This is a genomic window from Achromobacter sp. E1, assembly GCF_037039475.1.
Classification (GTDB): Bacteria; Pseudomonadota; Gammaproteobacteria; order Burkholderiales; family Burkholderiaceae_B; genus Achromobacter; species Achromobacter mucicolens.
Genome location: NZ_CP146253.1, coordinates 5,932,971 through 5,951,023, shown reverse-complemented (window position 1 = coordinate 5,951,023; position 18,053 = coordinate 5,932,971). Strand labels below are relative to the sequence as shown.

The 18,053-nt window shown below is 61.4% G+C and carries 15 protein-coding genes; 13 read left to right on the top strand and 2 right to left on the bottom strand.

What is annotated here, in order from left to right:
- Positions 1-58: 58 nt before the first annotated feature.
- Complete coding sequence (locus V6V88_RS27525) at positions 59-985, top strand: DUF6708 domain-containing protein (protein WP_338617107.1); 927 nt, start codon at positions 59-61, stop codon at positions 983-985.
- A 16-nt stretch (positions 986-1,001) separates the two neighbouring features.
- Positions 1,002-1,475: a GNAT family N-acetyltransferase gene (locus V6V88_RS27520; protein WP_223573732.1), complete on the top strand. Its 474-nt coding sequence runs from the start codon at positions 1,002-1,004 to the stop codon at positions 1,473-1,475.
- Positions 1,476-1,532: 57 nt separating this feature from the next.
- Here the strand turns inward: V6V88_RS27520 and V6V88_RS27515 are convergent, their stop codons facing one another.
- A complete protein-coding gene (locus V6V88_RS27515) occupies positions 1,533-2,912 on the bottom strand; it encodes a ClcB-like voltage-gated chloride channel protein (protein ID WP_338617105.1) in 1,380 nt (459 codons plus the stop codon).
- Between the two features lie 489 nt (positions 2,913-3,401).
- Here V6V88_RS27515 and V6V88_RS27510 point away from each other — a divergent pair, with 489 nt between their 5' ends.
- From V6V88_RS27510 to V6V88_RS27490, 5 genes are all read left to right on the top strand, one after another.
- A complete protein-coding gene (locus V6V88_RS27510) occupies positions 3,402-4,079 on the top strand; it encodes a response regulator (RefSeq protein WP_338617103.1) in 678 nt (225 codons plus the stop codon).
- 97 nt (positions 4,080-4,176) lie between these two features.
- Positions 4,177-5,553, top strand: coding sequence for a sensor histidine kinase N-terminal domain-containing protein (locus tag V6V88_RS27505; RefSeq protein ID WP_338619739.1), 1,377 nt, complete (start codon positions 4,177-4,179; stop codon positions 5,551-5,553).
- A 118-nt stretch (positions 5,554-5,671) separates the two neighbouring features.
- Positions 5,672-6,670 (top strand): tripartite tricarboxylate transporter substrate binding protein, encoded by a 999-nt coding sequence (locus V6V88_RS27500; RefSeq protein WP_062839288.1) that lies wholly within the window; start codon positions 5,672-5,674, stop codon positions 6,668-6,670.
- 115 nt (positions 6,671-6,785) lie between these two features.
- Positions 6,786-7,223, top strand: coding sequence for a tripartite tricarboxylate transporter TctB family protein (locus V6V88_RS27495; protein ID WP_062839287.1), 438 nt, complete (start codon positions 6,786-6,788; stop codon positions 7,221-7,223).
- The gene (locus tag V6V88_RS27490) at positions 7,220-8,746 is read left to right on the top strand and encodes a tripartite tricarboxylate transporter permease (RefSeq protein WP_338617102.1); all 1,527 of its coding nucleotides are present in this window, start codon (positions 7,220-7,222) and stop codon (positions 8,744-8,746) included. Before V6V88_RS27495 ends, V6V88_RS27490 begins: the two co-directional genes overlap by 4 nt.
- A 151-nt stretch (positions 8,747-8,897) precedes the next feature.
- Here the strand turns inward: V6V88_RS27490 and V6V88_RS27485 are convergent, their stop codons facing one another.
- On the bottom strand, positions 8,898-10,064 hold the full coding sequence (locus tag V6V88_RS27485) for a pyridoxal phosphate-dependent aminotransferase (RefSeq protein ID WP_175235703.1): 1,167 nt from the start codon (positions 10,062-10,064) through the stop codon (positions 8,898-8,900).
- Positions 10,065-10,179: 115 nt separating this feature from the next.
- Here V6V88_RS27485 and V6V88_RS27480 point away from each other — a divergent pair, with 115 nt between their 5' ends.
- The 6 genes from V6V88_RS27480 (at position 10,180) to V6V88_RS27455 (ending at position 18,050) form a co-directional block, all read left to right on the top strand.
- The gene (locus V6V88_RS27480; protein WP_338617100.1) at positions 10,180-11,202 is read left to right on the top strand and encodes an AbrB family transcriptional regulator; all 1,023 of its coding nucleotides are present in this window, start codon (positions 10,180-10,182) and stop codon (positions 11,200-11,202) included.
- Between the two features lie 233 nt (positions 11,203-11,435).
- Positions 11,436-11,642, top strand: coding sequence for a cold-shock protein (locus V6V88_RS27475; RefSeq protein ID WP_056320589.1), 207 nt, complete (start codon positions 11,436-11,438; stop codon positions 11,640-11,642).
- Between the two features lie 869 nt (positions 11,643-12,511).
- Positions 12,512-12,658: a hypothetical protein gene (locus V6V88_RS27470; protein WP_175156988.1), complete on the top strand. Its 147-nt coding sequence runs from the start codon at positions 12,512-12,514 to the stop codon at positions 12,656-12,658.
- A 1,989-nt stretch (positions 12,659-14,647) separates the two neighbouring features.
- Entirely contained in the window at positions 14,648-16,567 is a 1,920-nt protein-coding gene (mnmG, locus tag V6V88_RS27465; RefSeq protein WP_062839283.1) for a tRNA uridine-5-carboxymethylaminomethyl(34) synthesis enzyme MnmG, read from the top strand.
- The gene (gene rsmG, locus V6V88_RS27460; RefSeq protein WP_062839282.1) at positions 16,564-17,253 is read left to right on the top strand and encodes a 16S rRNA (guanine(527)-N(7))-methyltransferase RsmG; all 690 of its coding nucleotides are present in this window, start codon (positions 16,564-16,566) and stop codon (positions 17,251-17,253) included. Before mnmG ends, rsmG begins: the two co-directional genes overlap by 4 nt.
- Entirely contained in the window at positions 17,250-18,050 is an 801-nt protein-coding gene (locus tag V6V88_RS27455) for an AAA family ATPase (RefSeq protein ID WP_062839281.1), read from the top strand. Before rsmG ends, V6V88_RS27455 begins: the two co-directional genes overlap by 4 nt.
- Positions 18,051-18,053: the final 3 nt, after the last annotated feature.

The following is an 18,053-nucleotide window of genomic DNA, read 5'->3' as shown; positions in this document are numbered from 1 at the left end:
TGATTCGCTGTCTGGAAGGAACCTTTCGCCTGCCAGCTGCCTCAGCTTCTCAGCCGCGATGCGTCCGGTCAATGCACTCAGGCTTCGCCGCCGCGCATATTACGAAGAAGCGCTGATGGCCAGACCTCAACTGAATCCCCCCTGCGTCGGCTGGCAACGCGATCTCCCCAGCCCTAGTGCCCCTATCGAAGAGACCCCCACGCTGCTATGGCAGGCGCCAACGAATATGGATGAGACATATGTCGAGTTCGCTCGAAATACGTCGAGTATCCGCGGTGTCTGCTTCTTCCTTTCACTACTGCTCGGATTGATGTGCATCCTGCTTATACTTTTCGCGGTATGGGACATTTTTTCAGCAAGTTCGGCGGCAGGGAGGGGCATGCTTGAAGTTGCGGGTATTTTTCTGCTGCACGTGAGCACACTTACCGTCAACGCCTGGGTGGCTTGTGTTATCTACCGTTCCGAGGTGTCCCCACCCCGCGATCTCCCGCTTCGCTTCAACCGTCTACGCCGCAAGGTCTACGTCTATGACTTCCATTCAGTCTGGTGGAATCCCTTCGAGCGCGGGTACGTGACGACGGCGAGTTATGACTGGGACGATCTGCGCGCAGAGAAATGGAAAGTCCGTGGCGCGACGCCAGGTGGTGGGCTCATCATCAAGGAAGGCGTCTCCATCGCGGTGGTGGAACCGGGCACCAACAACGTCGTGACGCGCTTTCACTTAAACACCGACGCTGCCAACACCTCCAACTTCTGGGCGTATGTGTGCGCCTATATGCAGAACGGCATCAACGGCCTCGACCCCGATCACGCCGAACCGCGTGACGCCAACGACGTCGCTCCCTACAACATCGCCTTGCGCCTGGCTCCCAGAGTCCAGTGGCCTGCGGATATGGATCTTGAATCTCGAACGGCACCGGAGATGAACTCCGTGCTAGATTCGACCGGTCAGATTGCACCTATCGCTTTTGCATCGGGAAAATAACCGGAAGCGCGTCGTCATGAATACGAATCCCACCCCCTTTCGTATCCGCGCCGCGACACCCGCCGATGTCGCCCGCATCGAGCTCATCGTCCGCGAGGCTTACTCCCCCTACATCGCACGCAACGGCGCCACGCCCGGCCCCATGCTGGACGACTATCCGGCGCGCGTCGCGCAAGGCGTGGTTCATGTGCTGGAATCGGACGCTGGCATCGAAGGCCTCATCGTGCTGATTCCAGAACCCGACGACGGGTGCATGCTGCTGGACAACATCGCCGTGTCGCCAACCGCGCAAGGAAAAGGGCACGGCCGGACACTGCTGCAATGGGCCGAAGACGCCGCGCGCCGCGCCGGTTTTTCACGGATCCGGCTTTACACGCAGGAAGCAATGACCGAGAACATCGCCATCTACACGCGGCGCGGCTATGCGGAAACGCACCGCGCCACGGAGATCGGACTGAACCGCGTTTTCATGCAAAAACCCCTTATATAAGGGGTTTTTGCAGCGCTCTTTGCCGCACAAGAACGGACAAACCGAATATATGAGCTTTTACTCGTAATTTATCGGTCTACCCTTTTTTGCCATCAGGTGAGCCGGAATCCGGTTGTTCGCCAGCGATTTCGCATAGACAGACGCCGGCCGGATGCCCTGCGCAATCACGTATCCCGTCATGCACGCCAGCATCAGCGGCAACATGACTTCATAGCTCAGCGTCATCTCGAAGATCATCAAGATCGACATCAGCGGCGCATGCGTGGTGGCCGCCAACAGCGCCCCCATTCCCACGACCGCATAACTGGACACGGCCGACAGGCTGCCGGCTGGAAACAGGCCCTGCAGCGCAGTCCCATACAGGGCGCCCAGCGCCGCCCCCACGAACAAGGTCGGCGTGAAGACGCCGCCCAGGGCGCCGGACCCGACGCTGGCCGCCGTGGCCAATGTCTTGAGCAGCAGCAGGGCGGCCACCGCCTGCCATGCCCAATCCGTATGCAGCATGCTGTTCACCACACTGTAGCCGTTGCCCCACACCGCGGGATCGATCACAGACAGCGCCCCCACGACCAGCCCGCCTGCCGCCATCCTGGCCCAGATCGGAAACGGCAACCGGCGAAACGCCGCGCGGGAAAAGTCCAGGAACCGCAGGAATTGGGGTGCGGCCAGGCCGGCGATGAGGCCAAGTCCCAGGTAATTGATCACTTCCCAGCCCGACACGAACTCGAAATGCGGCATCTGAAAGACCGCGTCGTAGTGCAGCACCTGCCGCGTCACGATGTTGGCGACAACAGAAGCGACGGCCAGCGGCACCAGCGTCGCCGTTGAAATCACGCCGTACACGATTTCGGAAATGAACACCGCGCCCGCGATCGGCGCGTTGTACGCCGCGGTGATGCCTGCGGTGGCGCCGCAGGCCACCAGCAGCCTGAGATGGCGGGGCGGCAGCACCAGATAGCGGCCCGTCAACGAGGCGCACATTGCTGCCAGTTGCACCATCGGCCCCTCGCGGCCGATGGATGCGCCGGATCCGATCGAAAAAATGGAGGACAGGCTGCGCGCGACCGTCTGACGAAAGCCGATGACGCCACGTCCGATGGAAATGGCTTCCATATAGTCGGCGGCCCCGCGCCGGGGCAGCCATCGGGTGGCCGCCTGCAGGATCAGGCCGGCTATCGCGCCCCCGGCCGCTGGCATCAGAAACCGCTGCCAGGGATCCAGTCCCCGCGCCAGCGACACCATGCCATGGGGAACCTCGCCGCCTCCCACCAACAATTGCATCCAGCCCAGCAGTTCGCGAAACACCACCGTTGACAGCGCACCCAGGGCGCCAACCAACGCGGCCGCACACAACGTCAAGGCCAGATTTTCTGCCAAAAGTCCGCGTCTCAACCGTCTGGCCCAGGCCGGTCGACGCAGTTTCAAGTCGCTATCCATGGCCGGATTCTACGGCGGATTCTGCTCACTTTTTGTTCAGTTCACGGTCAGCGATCCGTACGCGTCTCCCCTCGAATCCCCGATTCCGAACGTCGCTTAGCGGCCCGTTTTGAGGCGCTGCCAGGGCAAAAATCAGGGTAGGCGAAGGGCGGTTTTCCGGGGTAAAAGGGCCCTTTTCAAGGCTCGGTTGCCAGAAGAGGCCTGTGGATAACTCCTAAGTAGCGCTGTTGTGCACATGTTGTGGAGGCAAGTTGAACAAGCAGGGGTTTCGGACGAGCTCCAAAATCTTGTCCAACTTCAGCTTTTTTCCCACACAGAGTTCTTGCACAGGCAAAAACGGACGCAAGGCAATGAAAGCAAAGAGGTTTTCAAGGTTAAGGTAGTTATCCACAGCCCTTATTAATCATTAGTCTTTATATAAAGAAAAAAAAAGGAAAAGCCAAACATGCTTTCCCATTCCGCCCATCCACCGCCCCCCGGACTGCGTCCATGCGTATCCTCTTGATCGAAGATGAAGCTGAACTTGCCCGCTGGCTGTCCAGAAGCCTGGCCAGACATGCCGGCTTCGTCGTGGAGTGGGCTGATGACGGATTGGTCGCCGAAAGAAGGCTGGCCATGGAAGATTTCGATGCGGTCATCCTGGATCTGGGACTTCCCGGCATGGATGGCCATGCTTTGCTGGCGAAGATTCGCGCGCGGGACGACCGTACGCCGGTTCTGGTCTTGACCGCGCGCGATTCCTTGGCCGAGCGGATCGGAACACTTCACGAGGGAGCGGACGATTTCCTGCCGAAACCCTTTGTTGTGGGAGAGTTGGAGGCGCGCCTGATTGCCCTGATTCGCCGAAGCCGCGGGCGCGAACATCCCCGCCTGACGCTGGGAAACCTGGTTTTTGAAACTTCCGCGCAAAAATTCACCGTGAGCGGACAGCCTTTGCAGTTATCCCCACGTGAACACGCGGTACTGCGGGTGTTGATCCAGAAAAGCGGTGAACCCATCAACAAACAGCAGATCCTTGACCGCATCCTCACCGACGATGCGGACGTCAACCTGGAAGCCATCGAGGTTCTGGTTCACCGGTTGCGCAAGAAATTGGCGGATACCGGTGTGCAAATCGTGACCATGCGCGGCATGGGGTATTGCCTGGAGAACCTTGTTGACAACTAGAAGTCCGCAAAACGGCGTTGATTTTTCAGCAAAAAAACGCGCCCGAACCCTCAAGACGCAACTGCTCTGGTGGCTGATCCCGACCCTGGTGTTCGTGATGATGGGCGCGCTCTGGCTGTCCAACCACCAGTTGCGCAACCAGGTCGACATTGCCTATGACCGGTCACTTGCCGGCGCGCTGCGCGCGATCGACCACAACATATCCACAGCCAGCGGTGGATTAGCCATGGAGCAGCCCTACCTGATGCTTGAATTTTTCGAGCTGACGGCCAATGGCAGCGTGTTCTACCGGGTGGCGACCGAAGACGGGCTGGCCGAAATCGGCCATCCCGGGCTGCCCCTGCCGGACCAGCCCCTCGTGTCGGGCGAGCCGCGGTTTTTTTATGCAACCTACCAGGGGCAGCCCGTCCGGGTGGCGGCGCTGGCGCGGCCCATGGATCCGCCGCTGTACGCCAATCAGGGCGGGCGGGTCATCGTGCAGGTCGCTGAGGGCCTGGAAAGCCGCCAGGCGTTCCTTCACAAGGTTTTGGTGCGCTCGGTGGAGCGGGACCTTGCCGTGATCCTCATCAGCGTCCTGGTGATCGTTTTGGGCGTTTTCATGGCCTTGCGTCCCCTGGAGCGTCTGCGTCAGGAAGTCAAAGGCCGGTCTGCAGACGATTTAAGCCCCGTCAGCGCGTCCGAGATGCCGGGTGAGGTCCTGCCCCTGGTGGCGGCCATAAATCTCCACATGGCCCGTTTTGCGGCCTTGGGGAGGGTGCAGGCGCAGTTCCTGGACGACGCATCGCATCAGTTGCGCACGCCTTTGTCGGTGTTGCGGACCCAGATGGCCTATGCCCTGCGCGAAACAGACCCCCAGGAGGTCCGTACAGCCCTTCTGGCGATGCAGGAGGGGTTGGACAGGGCCGTACGCACCACCAACCAGATGCTCGCTCTGGCGCGCGCTAAAGACGCCTCGCTGGCGGAAAGCGGTTCGGCGCCCGAATCGGTGGACCTGGTCGAGCTGGCGGACGCGGTGATCCGGACCCAATTACCCAACGCCCGCGCCCGGCAACTGGACATCGGCCTTGAGGCGGACCGCAGGCCCGTCGTGGTCAGCGGGGCGGAGTGGCTGTTGCGCGAGGCGGTCAGCAACTTGGTCGACAACGCCATCCGGTATGCCTGCGCCGGCGGCATGGTCACCGTACGGATCGAAGCGGACGCCAGCCAGGCACGGCTTGCGGTGGAAGACGACGGTCCCGGCATGTCGGACGAGGACATTGCCCGTGCCTGCGTGCGATTCCGGCGGGGCGCGGCGGGCAAGAACACGTCGGGCGCCGGCCTGGGCCTGGCCATCGTGGGTACGATTGCCGAAATCCTCGGCGCGCGCCTCGTGCTGGAGAACCGGAACGGTCAGCCGGGATTGCGTGCGGCCTTGGTGTTTTCCCTTGAATCCGGCCCGGATGCTGCACCGCGTCACGATTTCGGCCGAAATTGAAAGGTTACGGAAAGGTTCGATTTTGTACGGTGGCGTCCACTGGAGCCGTGGGATGCGATCAACCGCCGCCGCGCCGCTGCCAGCCATACCTAGACCTATAAATCCTGGAGACGCAAGAATGCAGACGAGTCTGAAGCTGCGCATCGCAGCCCTGGCGGCGCTTGGCGCCATTACCCTGTCCCTCGGCGCGGCGCATGCCGCCGACGAGCCCCGCCGTCCGGAATGCATCGCCCCGGCACAGCCCGGCGGCGGCTTCGACCTGACGTGCCGCCTGGCCACCGAAGGCCTGAAGCAGAGCGGCGCGCTCAAGACCGCGATGCGCATCGTCTACATGCCCGGCGGCATCGGCGCCGTGGCGTACAACAACATCGTTGCCCAGCATCCGAACGAGCCGGGCACCATCGTCGCGTTCTCCGGCGGCTCGCTGCTCAACCTGGCGCAGGGCAAGTTCGGCAAGTACAACGTCAACGACGTGCGCTGGCTGGCCGCGATCGGCACCGACTACGGCGTGGCCGTGGTCCGCAACGACTCGCCGTACACCGACCTGAAGGGCCTGATGGAAGCCTTCAAGCAGGATCCGACCAAGATCGTGCTGGGCGCGGGCGGCACCGTCGGCAGCCAGGACTGGATGAAGGCGGCGCTGACCGCCAAGGCGGCGGGCGTGGACTTCAAGAAGATGCGCTTTGTCGCGTTCGAAGGCGGTGGCGAGGCGGTGACGGCGCTGCGCGGCGGTCATATCCAGGCCTACATGGGCGATGCCGCCGAAGCTTTCACCATGCTTGAGGGCGGCGCCCCCATCCGCGTGCTGGCCGTCTTCAACGACCAGCGCCTGCCGGGCAAGCTGGGTTCGGTGCCCACCGCCAAGGAGCAGGGCTACGACATCGTCTGGCCCATCATCCGCGGCTTCTACGTCGGTCCCAAGGTGTCCGATAGCGATTACCAGTTCTGGGTCGACGCATTCAACAAGACCACGGCCGCGCCCGAGTTCGAGAAGCTGCGCCAGCAGCAGGGTCTGTTCCCCTTCAACAAGACCGGCCCCGAACTGGACGCCTACGTGAAGAACCAGGTCAAGCAGTACGGCGAGCTCGCCGACACCTTTGGCCTGATCAAAAAGTAAGCCAGCCGCCAGGCTGATTCCCGAGCGCGCCCGCAAGGGGCACACCTGCCGCCCGCCTTGGGCGGCGGCAGGGCCCGCTGCGCCGCGCAATCCGACTTGAACGGAAACCTGGACCATGAATGATCGAATCCTGGGCATTGCCGCCCTGGCGCTGGCCGTCTTCATGACGGCTGCCGGCTGGAGCATCGAGGCGCCCTTCGCCTACGAACCCGTCGGCCCGCGCGCCTTTCCCCTGCTCGTGGCGCTGATCATCGGCCTGTGCGGATTGTGGCTCGTCTACAAGGGCGGCCCCGCTGTCGAGCGCAATCCGGCAGGTGCCAACGGACGTATCGCGCTGATGGTGGTATTTGCCACCGCCTACGCCTTTCTCTTCCAGTGGCTGGGCTTCGTGATCGCGACCTCGCTCATGACGATCTTCGTGGGACGCCTCTTTGGCGGCAGCTGGATCAAGTGCGCGATCGGCGGTGTGGTGATGAGTCTTTTCTTTTTCGTGCTGTTCGACAAGGTGCTGGACGTCGTCCTGCCCGGCGGACTGCTGGAGAACCTGATATGAGCGACATTCTCGATCATCTGTCGATAGGCTTTGGCGTTGCCTTTTCCCTCACGAACCTGCTGGTCGCGGCCATCGGCTCCTTCATCGGCACCATGGTGGGCGTGCTGCCAGGGCTGGGGCCGGTCAACGGCGTGGCCATGCTGATCCCCATCGCCTTCGCGATGAATCTACCGCCCGAAACGGCGCTGATCCTGCTTGCCGCCGTGTATGTGGGCGCTGAGTATGGTGGCCGTATCACGGCGATCCTGCTGAACGTGCCGGGCGAAGCCAGCGCCATCATGACGACGCTGGACGGCTACCCGCTGGCGCGGCAAGGTTTGGCCAACGTGGCGTTGACGCTTTCCGCGTGGTCGGCTTTCTTTGGGGCGATCGTGTCGGTAGTGGGCATCATCCTGCTTGCGCCGATGCTGGCGAAATGGGCGCTCGCATTTGGCCCCGCCGAATACTTCGTGCTGATGATTTTCGCGTTCTGCTGCTTGACCAGCCTGCTTGGCAAGCAACCGGTCAAGGGCGTGCTGGCCGCGATGATCGGCCTGTCCATTTCGGTGGTGGGCGTGGACGCGAACTCGGGCGTGTATCGCTATACGTTCGAATCCGTCCACCTGGCCGACGGCGTCGATTTCGTCGTGGTCGTCATTGCGCTGTTCGCGGTCAGCGAGATGCTGGAAATGCTTGAAAAGGTAGTGGCTGGCCACAGCGTCGAGGTCAAGCCCAGCGGGCGCAAGCTGTTCAACCTGAAAGAGATGGCATTCACGTGGTGGAGCGTCGTGCGCAGCGCGCTGGTCGGCTTCGGCGTGGGCGTGCTGCCTGGCGCTGGCGCCAGCGTGGCCGCGGCGGTCGCCTATTCGCAGGAAAAGCGCATCATCGAGGCCAAGGATCCCGACGCCAAATTCGGCAAGGGCGACATGCGCGGTCTGGTCGCGCCGGAAGCCGCCGCGACGTCCTCGGCCATCGGCTCGTTCGTGCCGATGCTGACGCTGGGTGTGCCGGGCTCCGGCACCACCGCCGTGATGATGGGGGCGCTGACGCTCTACAACATCACGCCGGGACCGGTGCTGTTCGACACTAAGCCTGAGCTGGTGTGGGGGCTGATCGCCTCGCTGTTCGTGGCGAACGTGTTGCTTTTCGTGATGAATGTGCCGCTGGTCCGCTTGTTCTCCAAAGTGCTGTCGGTGCCGGGTTGGCTGATGGTGCCGGGCATTCTGTGCATCAGCTACATCGGCGTGTATGCCATCAACGCCGGCACGTTCGATCTGCTGCTGGTGGCGGGCATCGGCACGCTTGGGTACTTCCTGCGTAAGTTCGGCGTGCCGATGGCGCCGCTGGTGCTGGGCGTCGTGCTGGGCAACATGATGGAGCAGAACCTGCGCCGCGCCTTGTCGATGACGGATGGCGACGTGGGTGTGCTGTTCGCCAGCCCGGTCTCCATTGCGCTGTGGACGGGCGCCGCGGCGGTCGTCATCGTGCCGCAGGTCCTGCGCCGTGTGCGGGCCGCAAGAAAGGTTGCCGCTGGACCGGCCTGATGGCGCGGTGGCGCGCACTTGACGGTGCGCGGGCTGGCGCGGATTCAGGCCGGCAAATGTTGAGGGGCGCCTTTCGGCGCCCCTTTTTTTCAGGTGTGCCGCATAACGCGGACACACCCATTCATATATGAGCTTTTGCTCAGTTTTTAAGTCAAACCTGCTTCAGGCGCTCCAGCGCTGCATCCAGCGTCGTGTCCTTCTTGGCAAAGCAGAAGCGCACGATCCGATGATTGGATTCGGGCGCGTCGGGTTGGCGGTAGAACGCCGACACGGGAATCACGGTCACGCCATGATTGACGGTCAGGTCGCGCGCGAAGTCCGCTTCGTTCTGCTTCGAGATCTGGCTGTAGTCAGCCAGCAGGAAGAACGTGCCGGGGCTGGGCAGCGGCCGGAAGCGCGTCTTGGCCAGGCCTTGCGAAAGACGGTCGCGCTTGGCCTGGTAGAACGCCGGCAGATCGAGGTAGGGCTTGGGATCGCGCATGAACTCGGCCAGCGCAAACTGCATGGGCGAGGGCACGGTGAACACCATGAACTGATGCACCTTGCGCAGTTCGGCGCTCAGGTGCCGCGGCGCGCAGCAATAACCGATCTTCCATCCGGTGGTGTGGTACGTCTTGCCAAACGAAGAGATCACGAACGCATGTTCGGCAAGCAGGGGGCGCCGCGCCACGCTGGCATGCGGCTTGCCATCGAACACAATGTGTTCGTAGACCTCGTCCGACACCAGCAGCACACCCGTGTCGCGGACGATGGCTTCCAGCGCATCCAGGTCGCTGTCGTCCAGCACCGCACCGGTGGGATTATGCGGAAAGTTCAGCATCAACAGACGGGTCTTGGACGTGATGGCGTCGCGCACGCGCTGCCAGTCGATGCGGTAGTACGGATCGGCTTCGGTGGGCGCGCGCAACGGCACGGGAACCGCGGTGCCGCCGGCCAGGCGAATCGCCGGCAGATACGAGTCATAACACGGTTCGATCACCACGACTTCGTCGCCGCTGCCCACAGCCGCCAGCACGGTAGCCATCAGCGCTTCAGTTGCGCCGCTGGTCACGGTGATCTCGGTTTCGGGATCGTAGGCGTGTCCATACAGTTCCCGCGTCTTGGCCGCGATGGCCTCGCGCAGCGGCGCGACGCCAGGCATGTACGGGTACTGGTTGTGCCCGTCGGCCATTGCCTTGGTGACGAGCGCGCAGAGCGCGGGATCCGGATCGAAGTCAGGAAAGCCCTGGCCCAGGTTGATGGCCTTGTGCTCGATGGCCAGGCGGCTCATCACGGTGAAGATGGTGGTGCCGACGTCGGGGAGTTTGGAGCGGATCATGTTGGACGCGAAGTAAACACGGGTAGCCGAGGAAATTTCTCGTAAGTATCCCACTAACTCATAATTCCATTTTCAAGAGTTTTCCAACGCGGACGGGATTGTGGTTCAGAACAGGATGGCCCGAGTGCTGGCCGGATTTTGTATTGCGCTGATCGGCGCGTTGTTGGCGGTGTGGGCGCACATGCCGCTGCCGTGGATGTTGGGCGCGCTGCTTTTGACCGCGGCCACCCGGATCGCAGGATTGCCAACCGCATGCCCGAGGCCAGCTCGCAATGCGGGCCAGTGGGTCATCGGCGCCTCGCTGGGGCTGTACTTCACGCCGCAGGTCATCGGACATATCGGCAGCAACGCCGGCCCCATCATTGCCGGCATGTTGTTTGCGCTGGCGCTCGCATTTCTGGGCACCGCGATTCTGCGTCGTTATACCGATGTGGACTTCAAAACCGCGTGGTTTTCATCGGCCATCGGCGGTGCAAGCGAAATGGCCAATCTGGCCGAGCGCCACGGTGCGAGGATCGATCGCGTGGCCACCGCGCACAGCGTGCGCGTCTTGCTGGTGGTGGTCACCGTGCCTTTCATCTTTCAGTGGTGGGGCGTGGCGGGGCTGGATCCGACCGTGCCGGGGCCGCGCGATGTGCATGCGGTGGGGCTTGCGGCGCTGGTGGCCCTGACCATCGTGGGCGGCGCTGCCTTCACGAAATTTCGGCTGCCCAATCCCTGGGTGCTGGGGCCCATGCTTGTCGCGATGATTATCACTGCGTCGAGCATAGAGCTATCCGCGTTGCCGGACTTTGTGCCCAAGGCGGGGCAACTCCTTATCGGCTGGTCGCTGGGCGATCGTTATCGCCCCGACTTCTTTCGTGCCGCACCGCGATTCATGGCTGCGGTGGCGGGCTTCACGATCCTTGCGCTGGCGCTTGCATTTGGCGTGGGCGCCTTGCTTTCGCTATGGTCCGCCGCACCAATTCCCACGCTGATTCTGGGCACGACACCCGGCGGCATTGCAGAGATGGCCATCACTGCCAAAGTGCTGCAATTGGGCGTTCCGGTGGTGACCGCTTTTCACGTCACGCGCATGGTTTTCGTGGTGATCGTGACCGGTCCCATTTACGCGATTCTGGCGCGTCGGCAAGGCTAATTCCGCCAGGCGGTATTGCCGTTCCAGTGAAAAAAAAGCGACATTGGGGTAAACAACTATATGACTCGGTAATGCCGGATGAGTATGCTGATTCCGCAGTTGATTCAAGCAGCGCGCGGACTCGGTCTGCCGCTCTGGCGACAAGCGGGAACACTGGTTTTGCACCGATCGTTCAGTTCGCACGGCGTCCTTGATTCATTGCATTTCGATTTAATTACAGGACGCTAGAGAAAATGGCTCAGAAGGGCAAAGTCAAGTGGTTCAACGCTGACAAGGGTTTCGGTTTCATCACGCCGGACGTGGGCGGCACCGATGTGTTCGCACACTTTTCCGCCATCCAGGGTCGCGGCTATCGCAGCCTGAACGAAGGCCAGGAAGTCGAATACGAAGTTAAGGATGGTCCGAAAGGACCTCAAGCGGCCGACATTCGCCCGCTCTAAATCGGGAAATCCCAATTTCCCGTCCGCCAGGCCCGGCCTGGCTACAACGCCCCAAGACCTCCCGGTCTGGGGCGTTGTTTCATTTGGCCTCCCGTTTTGCGGCACCGGGCAGTCTGGTCGTGCCCATTAAAGACAGGCACTGTTAGTGTTCACTAACATATTCTCGACCACTGGATAACTCTGTGGATAATTATTCCCGGTGTCGTTCATTTTGATGCGCAGTAATGAAGCAATCGGACCGTGGGCAATCCGGTTTTGCACAGATATCTGCATCAATAACGGCGACCCGATTGGGTTCCCCGTGAATAATCAGTTTGCCTGCGTCCGAGCGCTGGAGAGAGGGTTTAATCCGCGTTCTCATAGGGAAACTCGGGGATCTGCGCATTATTTTCCGCTGACCTGCCCGATCTTTCTTGCGCAGACAGGCGCGCTTTTCGGGTTTGGGTTGACGCGTCCGGGCCTGAATCCTGACTGTTGTTCACAAAGATATCCCCATCCCGGTTATGCACAGAATTACGCCTTCTGGAGTCCAAATTGGCGGTCTGCGCCTGTGGATAGAAGTGGGGATATCGCCGAATGGGTTAGGGTCCGGGAACGGAAATTGCGGAAGTACTCCGATGCCTGGCGTGCGCACGACGAGCTTCACCAAGTGGTTGGCGCGGCACGTTGCGTTGCTGATTCGAGAGGGTCGGACAGGAGCCGGGCACTGGATTGTCCCAACGATGCCTGCGCGCACTAGTCGCGCGGAGAATTGCTTATAGAACTTCTTCCGCCGACTTTTCCACAGCGTTTCACATGAAGTGTTGTCGTCTCGGCCATATGGATGATGGCGTGGGCGTCAGAGACCGAGCAAGATGATTGTCGGGCCAATGAAGATCGATGCCCTGGGCATGTGCGTTTCAGTGGATTTCTGGGGTGGGGATAATTTTGTGAATAACGTGCCCCCCAGTAATCTGCGCGGCGAGTTTGCTCAAGGCGGCCGGCAGCAACATGCCGATGTACGCCGCCGATTTTGATCAGCGTAGCCGCAGTCCGCGCTGGCATGAGCATGCCCATCAAAGAGATGTTGGTATGAGGCCGACGTCAGTAGAACGTGCTGCTGGTGCTGTGGATAAAACAGCCGTTGAAGCCAGCCATGTCTGCTGGTGTTGCGGGATCCCGCTGGAGTTAGGCCTTCGGTGGCTTTTGCTGTTGTCGATGGTACGCACGGGTCTTCAATGCATGGCGTGTACCGGCTTGCACCGTTGACGGCCTGTTGATAAGAATGTGCGTAACCCGAGTCTGGCGTTGAGCAATTCGAACCTTTTCATACTGCGCTGCGGTTAACCGCTGTCTGTGGATAAGCCCTAGGTCTTACGCTGGGAACGCATGCTTCGTGGTTCCCGCTTGTCGTTCGCTTGGCATCAACCTGTGTTTGCGTTTCATGCTGCCGGCCGTCGGAACGGAATGTGAGAACCGTTTCGCTTGCCGCATTCGGCTGCCTGGTTGGCTACGCTGGGGAACTTTAATGCGGCTTTCGAATCATCCGCTGAGGTTTTGTCCAGCCGCTGTGGTCCAAAAAATTCATTTTTTCGGGCTAGGGGTAGGGTAGGGTGGAATAAATCGATATTTTTCTGCTTTCTTACTTTTCCTGGGGCACACGCTGCTGGTCGATGCGTTGCTTATTGATGTGGGCCGTCCCACGGAGAGTGAGATGTTGCGGCGGGTAGACGCCGGCTGCTTTGGGTGTTTCACGTGGAACATAGCTGCCGACCAGCCGCGGAATCTATGTCTTGGATGTTCCACGTGAAACATCGGCCGTCTTTTGCGGGGTACGAGTGGCGGTGGATTCGGCAGCCTTTCGGGACCACGAATTCAGGTTGTCGGGCGGGTGGGCGGTTTGTGCCCAAAAGAGCGACGACCGCGTTGCTTTAGCCGTGCTGGTGTTGGGCGGGAGCATCGTCGAATACCACAGCCATATCAATCACCGACAGAACACCGAAAATTAGTTGGGACGATCGAACGCTGGATCGAACAATCGAAGGCTAGCTAGCATCGAGTACATCGACGATAACCACGGACGTCCATTGGCGCACAGTGTTCCACGTGAAACACTAGATGGTGTTGAACAACACTGGTGCGCATCGGGCTTCGGCTGGTGAAGGCGGTTCTGGACTTCGGTACTCGAGGTATATCTCGGCATCCATCTCACCTCTCCATGTCGCACCGATTGGCCCGCATTACTGCCACTTAGCGATGTGCCCCATTGGCAACCGCCTCGCGCTAAGCGCTTGTTTCACGTGAAACACCCGTTGGTCCGCGGCCCGAATAGGCGCACTATGAAGCGAGGAATGATTGCCTCTAGTCCGAATGCTCGGGCGGTGGACGGACTTACCTGACCTCTACATAGCTGACGGCAATCTGTGCTGTCCCCGCGCGCCTTTGGGAGGTCTCAAACTGGCTACACGTCCTATGCGCAACGATGCTGACGGTGGGCGAGGGGAGATAAGTATGGAGCCAGCCGTAGGGTCCAACGATGGACGAATCGTGGCTCGCTGGCGAGTCGATGATGTCCCGCGTAATGTTCCACGTGAAACACTCCCATGCCCATTGCCCAGTTCTTCCAAGACTCGCCTGCCGCCTCGACCCACAGGCCCGGACTTCACCTGGGGGATGGCGGAGCAGGCGCTATAGGTGCGGACTTGAGTCCTCGCGCGGATGCATCTGGCCACCTACACGAACCACCAGGTCCTCAATAAATGAATGTTCCACGTGAAACAACGCAAGAGCGTTGCGGCGGCGTACTCAGTCGACAAGCGACGGGTATGTTTCACGTGGAACATCAGCCCATGACACCGGCAGATGCCGATACTTTCAGACCCGTCCGTCCGCGGCCCACGGGTTCTCGCGCTACCCGATAAAGGCCCTTTGGCGCAAAACACACTCCCCAAAATGTTTCACGTGAAACATGCAACCCCTGCCTCTATAATGAGCGCCGAACGCTCTCTTCTTTACCTTCCCCCATCATGGACTATCCCCGCGAATTCGATGTCATCGTCGTCGGCGGCGGCCACGCCGGCACCGAAGCGGCTCTGGCTGCAGCCCGTACTGGTGCGCAGACGCTGCTGCTCACGCACAACATCGAGACCCTTGGCCAAATGTCTTGCAATCCGTCCATCGGCGGAATCGGCAAGGGGCACCTCGTCAAAGAGGTGGACGCCCTCGGCGGGGCCATGGCACTGGCCACGGATGAGTCCGGCATCCAGTTCCGAATCCTGAACGGCTCGAAGGGGCCGGCTGTCCGTGCCACGCGCGCGCAGGCGGATCGTGTGCTGTATCGCAAGGCCATCCGGGGCCGCCTCGAGAACCAGCCGAACTTGTGGCTGTTCCAGCAGGCGGTTGAGGACCTGATGGTGGAGGGCGATCGCGTCGTTGGCGCCGTGACGCAGGTGGGCCTGAAGTTCCGGGCCAAGACAGTCGTGTTGACCGCCGGCACATTCCTCAACGGGCTGATTCACGTAGGTCTGCAGAACTATTCGGGCGGACGCGCCGGCGATCCGCCGGCTATTTCGCTGGGGCAGCGCCTGAAGGAACTGAAGCTTCCCCAAGGCCGCCTCAAGACTGGTACGCCGCCGCGCATTGACGGGCGCACCATCAACTACGCCATCCTGGAAGAGCAGCCCGGTGACCTGGACCCGATTCCCGTGTTTTCGTACATGGGCAACGTGGCCATGCATCCGCGCCAGCTGCCGTGCTGGATCACCCACACCAACGCGCGCACGCACGACATCATTCGCGGCGGTCTGGATCGCTCGCCGATGTACAGCGGCGTCATCGAAGGGGTGGGTCCGCGATATTGCCCGTCCATCGAAGACAAGATCCACCGCTTCGCAGACAAGCAGTCCCACCAAGTGTTTCTTGAACCGGAAGGGTTGGACACGCACGAGGTGTATCCCAACGGCGTCTCCACCAGCTTGCCGTTCGACGTGCAGCTGGATCTGATCCACTCGTTGCCCGGTCTGGAAAATGCGCACATCATGCGGCCCGGCTACGCCATCGAGTACGACTACTTCGATCCACGTGGACTCAAGAGCACGCTCGAGACCAAGGCCATCGAAGGTCTGTACTTCGCCGGCCAGATCAACGGCACCACCGGCTACGAAGAAGCCGCCGCGCAGGGATTGCTGGCTGGCGTGAATGCGGCCCTGAAGGCGCAGGAACGCGAACAGTGGACCCCGCGCCGCGATGAGGCTTACCTGGGCGTGCTGGTCGATGACCTGGTCACCCGTGGCGTGACCGAACCCTATCGCATGTTCACTTCGCGCGCCGAATATCGTCTTAGCCTGCGCGAGGACAATGCCGATCTGCGCCTGACCGAAATCGGCCGGCAGCTCGGAATTGTCGACAATGCACGGTGGGACGCATTCAACCGCAAGCGTGACGCGGTTGCGGCCGAAGTCGAGCGCCTGAAGTCGTCGTGGGTAAATCCGCGCCTGCTGCCGGCCGAGGTCGCCGAACCGCTGCTTGGCAAGGCAATTGAACGTGAGTACTCACTCGCTGACCTGCTGAAACGGCCGAACGTGTCCTACGAAGCCTTGATGGGCGCCCAAAACGCCGATGGCTCGTTGCTCGCCGGCCCGGGGGTCGTTGAAGACGACGTGCTGTCGGAACAGGTCGAGATCCAGGTCAAGTACGCCGGCTACATCGCACGGCAGCAGGACGAAGTGCAAAAGCACATCGCCCATGAACAACAGCCGATTCCGGCGGACGTGGATTACGACGCCGTGACCAGCCTGTCCTTTGAAGTGCGCCAGAAGCTCAAGACGCATCGTCCGGAAACGATCGGCCAGGCCGCGCGCATTTCCGGCGTCACGCCAGCTGCCATCTCGCTCCTGCTCATTCATCTGAAGCGCCTGCATTACGGCTCGCGCAAGCAAGCGGCATGAGCGCGCCCGCCAATCAGGCCGGCATCGACATGGCCGGCCGACTCACTCGTGCATGCGAGCAGCTCGGCCTGCGCCCCGACGATGACGCCGTCGCCAAACTGCTCAATTACCTGGCGCAGATGCAGCGCTGGAATCGCACCTACAACCTGACCGCCATTCGAGATCCGCAGCAGATGCTCGTGCAGCATCTGTTCGACAGTCTCGCGGCCGTAAAGCCCTTCAGCGAGGCGCTGGCCGCGCCCGACGCGCCTGCCAAGGTGTTCGACGTCGGATCGGGTGGCGGCCTGCCTGGCGTCGTTCTGGCGATCATGCAGCCCCATTGGTCCGTGACGTGCGTCGACGCCGTCGAAAAGAAGACCGCGTTCGTGCGCCAGATGAGCGGCGCGCTGGGTTTGCCCAACCTGCAATCGCGGCACGCGCGCATTGAAACGCTGGATCCCGCCGAGTGCGACATCGTCACCTCGCGAGCGTTTGCATCATTGGATGATTTTGCGCAACTCGCGGGTCGCCATGTAGCCAAGAATGGTACCCTCGTCGCCATGAAGGGCAAGGTCCCCGAAGAAGAAATCCAGGCGCTGCACGCGCGCGGGGAATGGCAAGTCGACCATATTCAGCCGCTCCAGGTGCCGGAGCTGCAAGCAGAACGCTGCCTGATCTGGATGCGCCGCAGTCAAGGAACCCTATGAAGAACATACCCCCCAGCACATCCGCCCGCGTCTTCTGCATTGCCAATCAGAAGGGCGGCGTGGGCAAGACGACGACCGCCATCAACCTGGCGGCGGGTCTTGCCACGCACAATCAGCGCGTGCTGCTGGTGGATCTGGATCCGCAGGGCAATGCCACGATGGGTAGCGGCATCGACAAGAACTCGCTGGAGTCCAATCTGTACCAGGTGCTGATCGGCGAGACCACCATCGAGCAGGCGCGCGTGAAGTCCGAGTCCGGTGGCTACGACGTGCTGCCGGCCAACCGCGAACTGTCCGGCGCCGAGATCGATCTGGTGCAGATGGACCAGCGCGAGCGCCAACTGAAGGCCGCCATCGACACCGTCGCGACCCAGTACGACTTCGTGCTCATCGACTGCCCGCCCACGCTGTCCCTGCTTACCTTGAACGGCCTGGCGGCCGCGCATGGCGTCATCATTCCCATGCAGTGCGAATATTTCGCGCTCGAAGGCCTGTCGGACCTCGTCAACACCATCAAGCGCGTGCATCGCAACATCAACGACGACCTGCGCGTCATCGGTTTGCTGCGGGTCATGTTCGATCCGCGCATGACGCTGCAACAGCAGGTGTCCGCGCAGTTGGAATCGCACTTCGGCGACAAGGTCTTCAAGACCGTCGTGCCGCGCAACGTGCGCCTGGCCGAAGCACCCAGTTACGGCATGCCGGGTGTTGTGTATGACCGCGCGTCACGCGGCGCGCAGGCGTACATCTCGTTCGGTGCCGAAATGATCGAACGCGTCAGGAAAGACCTGAACTAGCCG

Bases quoted from the DNA above. Each gene is read 5' to 3' on its own strand.
- V6V88_RS27510 (WP_338617103.1), top strand. From the start codon at position 3,402: ATGCGTATCCTCTTGATCGAAGATGAAGCTGAACTTGCCCGCTGGCTG.
- V6V88_RS27505 (WP_338619739.1), top strand. From the start codon at position 4,177: ATGATGGGCGCGCTCTGGCTGTCCAACCACCAGTTGCGCAACCAGGTC.
- V6V88_RS27485 (WP_175235703.1), bottom strand. From the start codon at position 10,064: ATGATCCGCTCCAAACTCCCCGACGTCGGCACCACCATCTTCACCGTG.
- V6V88_RS27470 (WP_175156988.1), top strand. From the start codon at position 12,512: ATGAAGATCGATGCCCTGGGCATGTGCGTTTCAGTGGATTTCTGGGGT.
- V6V88_RS27455 (WP_062839281.1), top strand. From the start codon at position 17,250: ATGAAGAACATACCCCCCAGCACATCCGCCCGCGTCTTCTGCATTGCC.
- V6V88_RS27495 (WP_062839287.1), top strand. From the start codon at position 6,786: ATGAATGATCGAATCCTGGGCATTGCCGCCCTGGCGCTGGCCGTCTTC.
- V6V88_RS27475 (WP_056320589.1), top strand. From the start codon at position 11,436: ATGGCTCAGAAGGGCAAAGTCAAGTGGTTCAACGCTGACAAGGGTTTC.
- V6V88_RS27480 (WP_338617100.1), top strand. From the start codon at position 10,180: ATGGCCCGAGTGCTGGCCGGATTTTGTATTGCGCTGATCGGCGCGTTG.
- rsmG (WP_062839282.1), top strand. From the start codon at position 16,564: ATGAGCGCGCCCGCCAATCAGGCCGGCATCGACATGGCCGGCCGACTC.
- mnmG (WP_062839283.1), top strand. From the start codon at position 14,648: ATGGACTATCCCCGCGAATTCGATGTCATCGTCGTCGGCGGCGGCCAC.
- V6V88_RS27520 (WP_223573732.1), top strand. From the start codon at position 1,002: ATGAATACGAATCCCACCCCCTTTCGTATCCGCGCCGCGACACCCGCC.
- V6V88_RS27515 (WP_338617105.1), bottom strand. From the start codon at position 2,912: ATGGATAGCGACTTGAAACTGCGTCGACCGGCCTGGGCCAGACGGTTG.
- V6V88_RS27500 (WP_062839288.1), top strand. From the start codon at position 5,672: ATGCAGACGAGTCTGAAGCTGCGCATCGCAGCCCTGGCGGCGCTTGGC.
- V6V88_RS27490 (WP_338617102.1), top strand. From the start codon at position 7,220: ATGAGCGACATTCTCGATCATCTGTCGATAGGCTTTGGCGTTGCCTTT.
- V6V88_RS27525 (WP_338617107.1), top strand. From the start codon at position 59: ATGCGTCCGGTCAATGCACTCAGGCTTCGCCGCCGCGCATATTACGAA.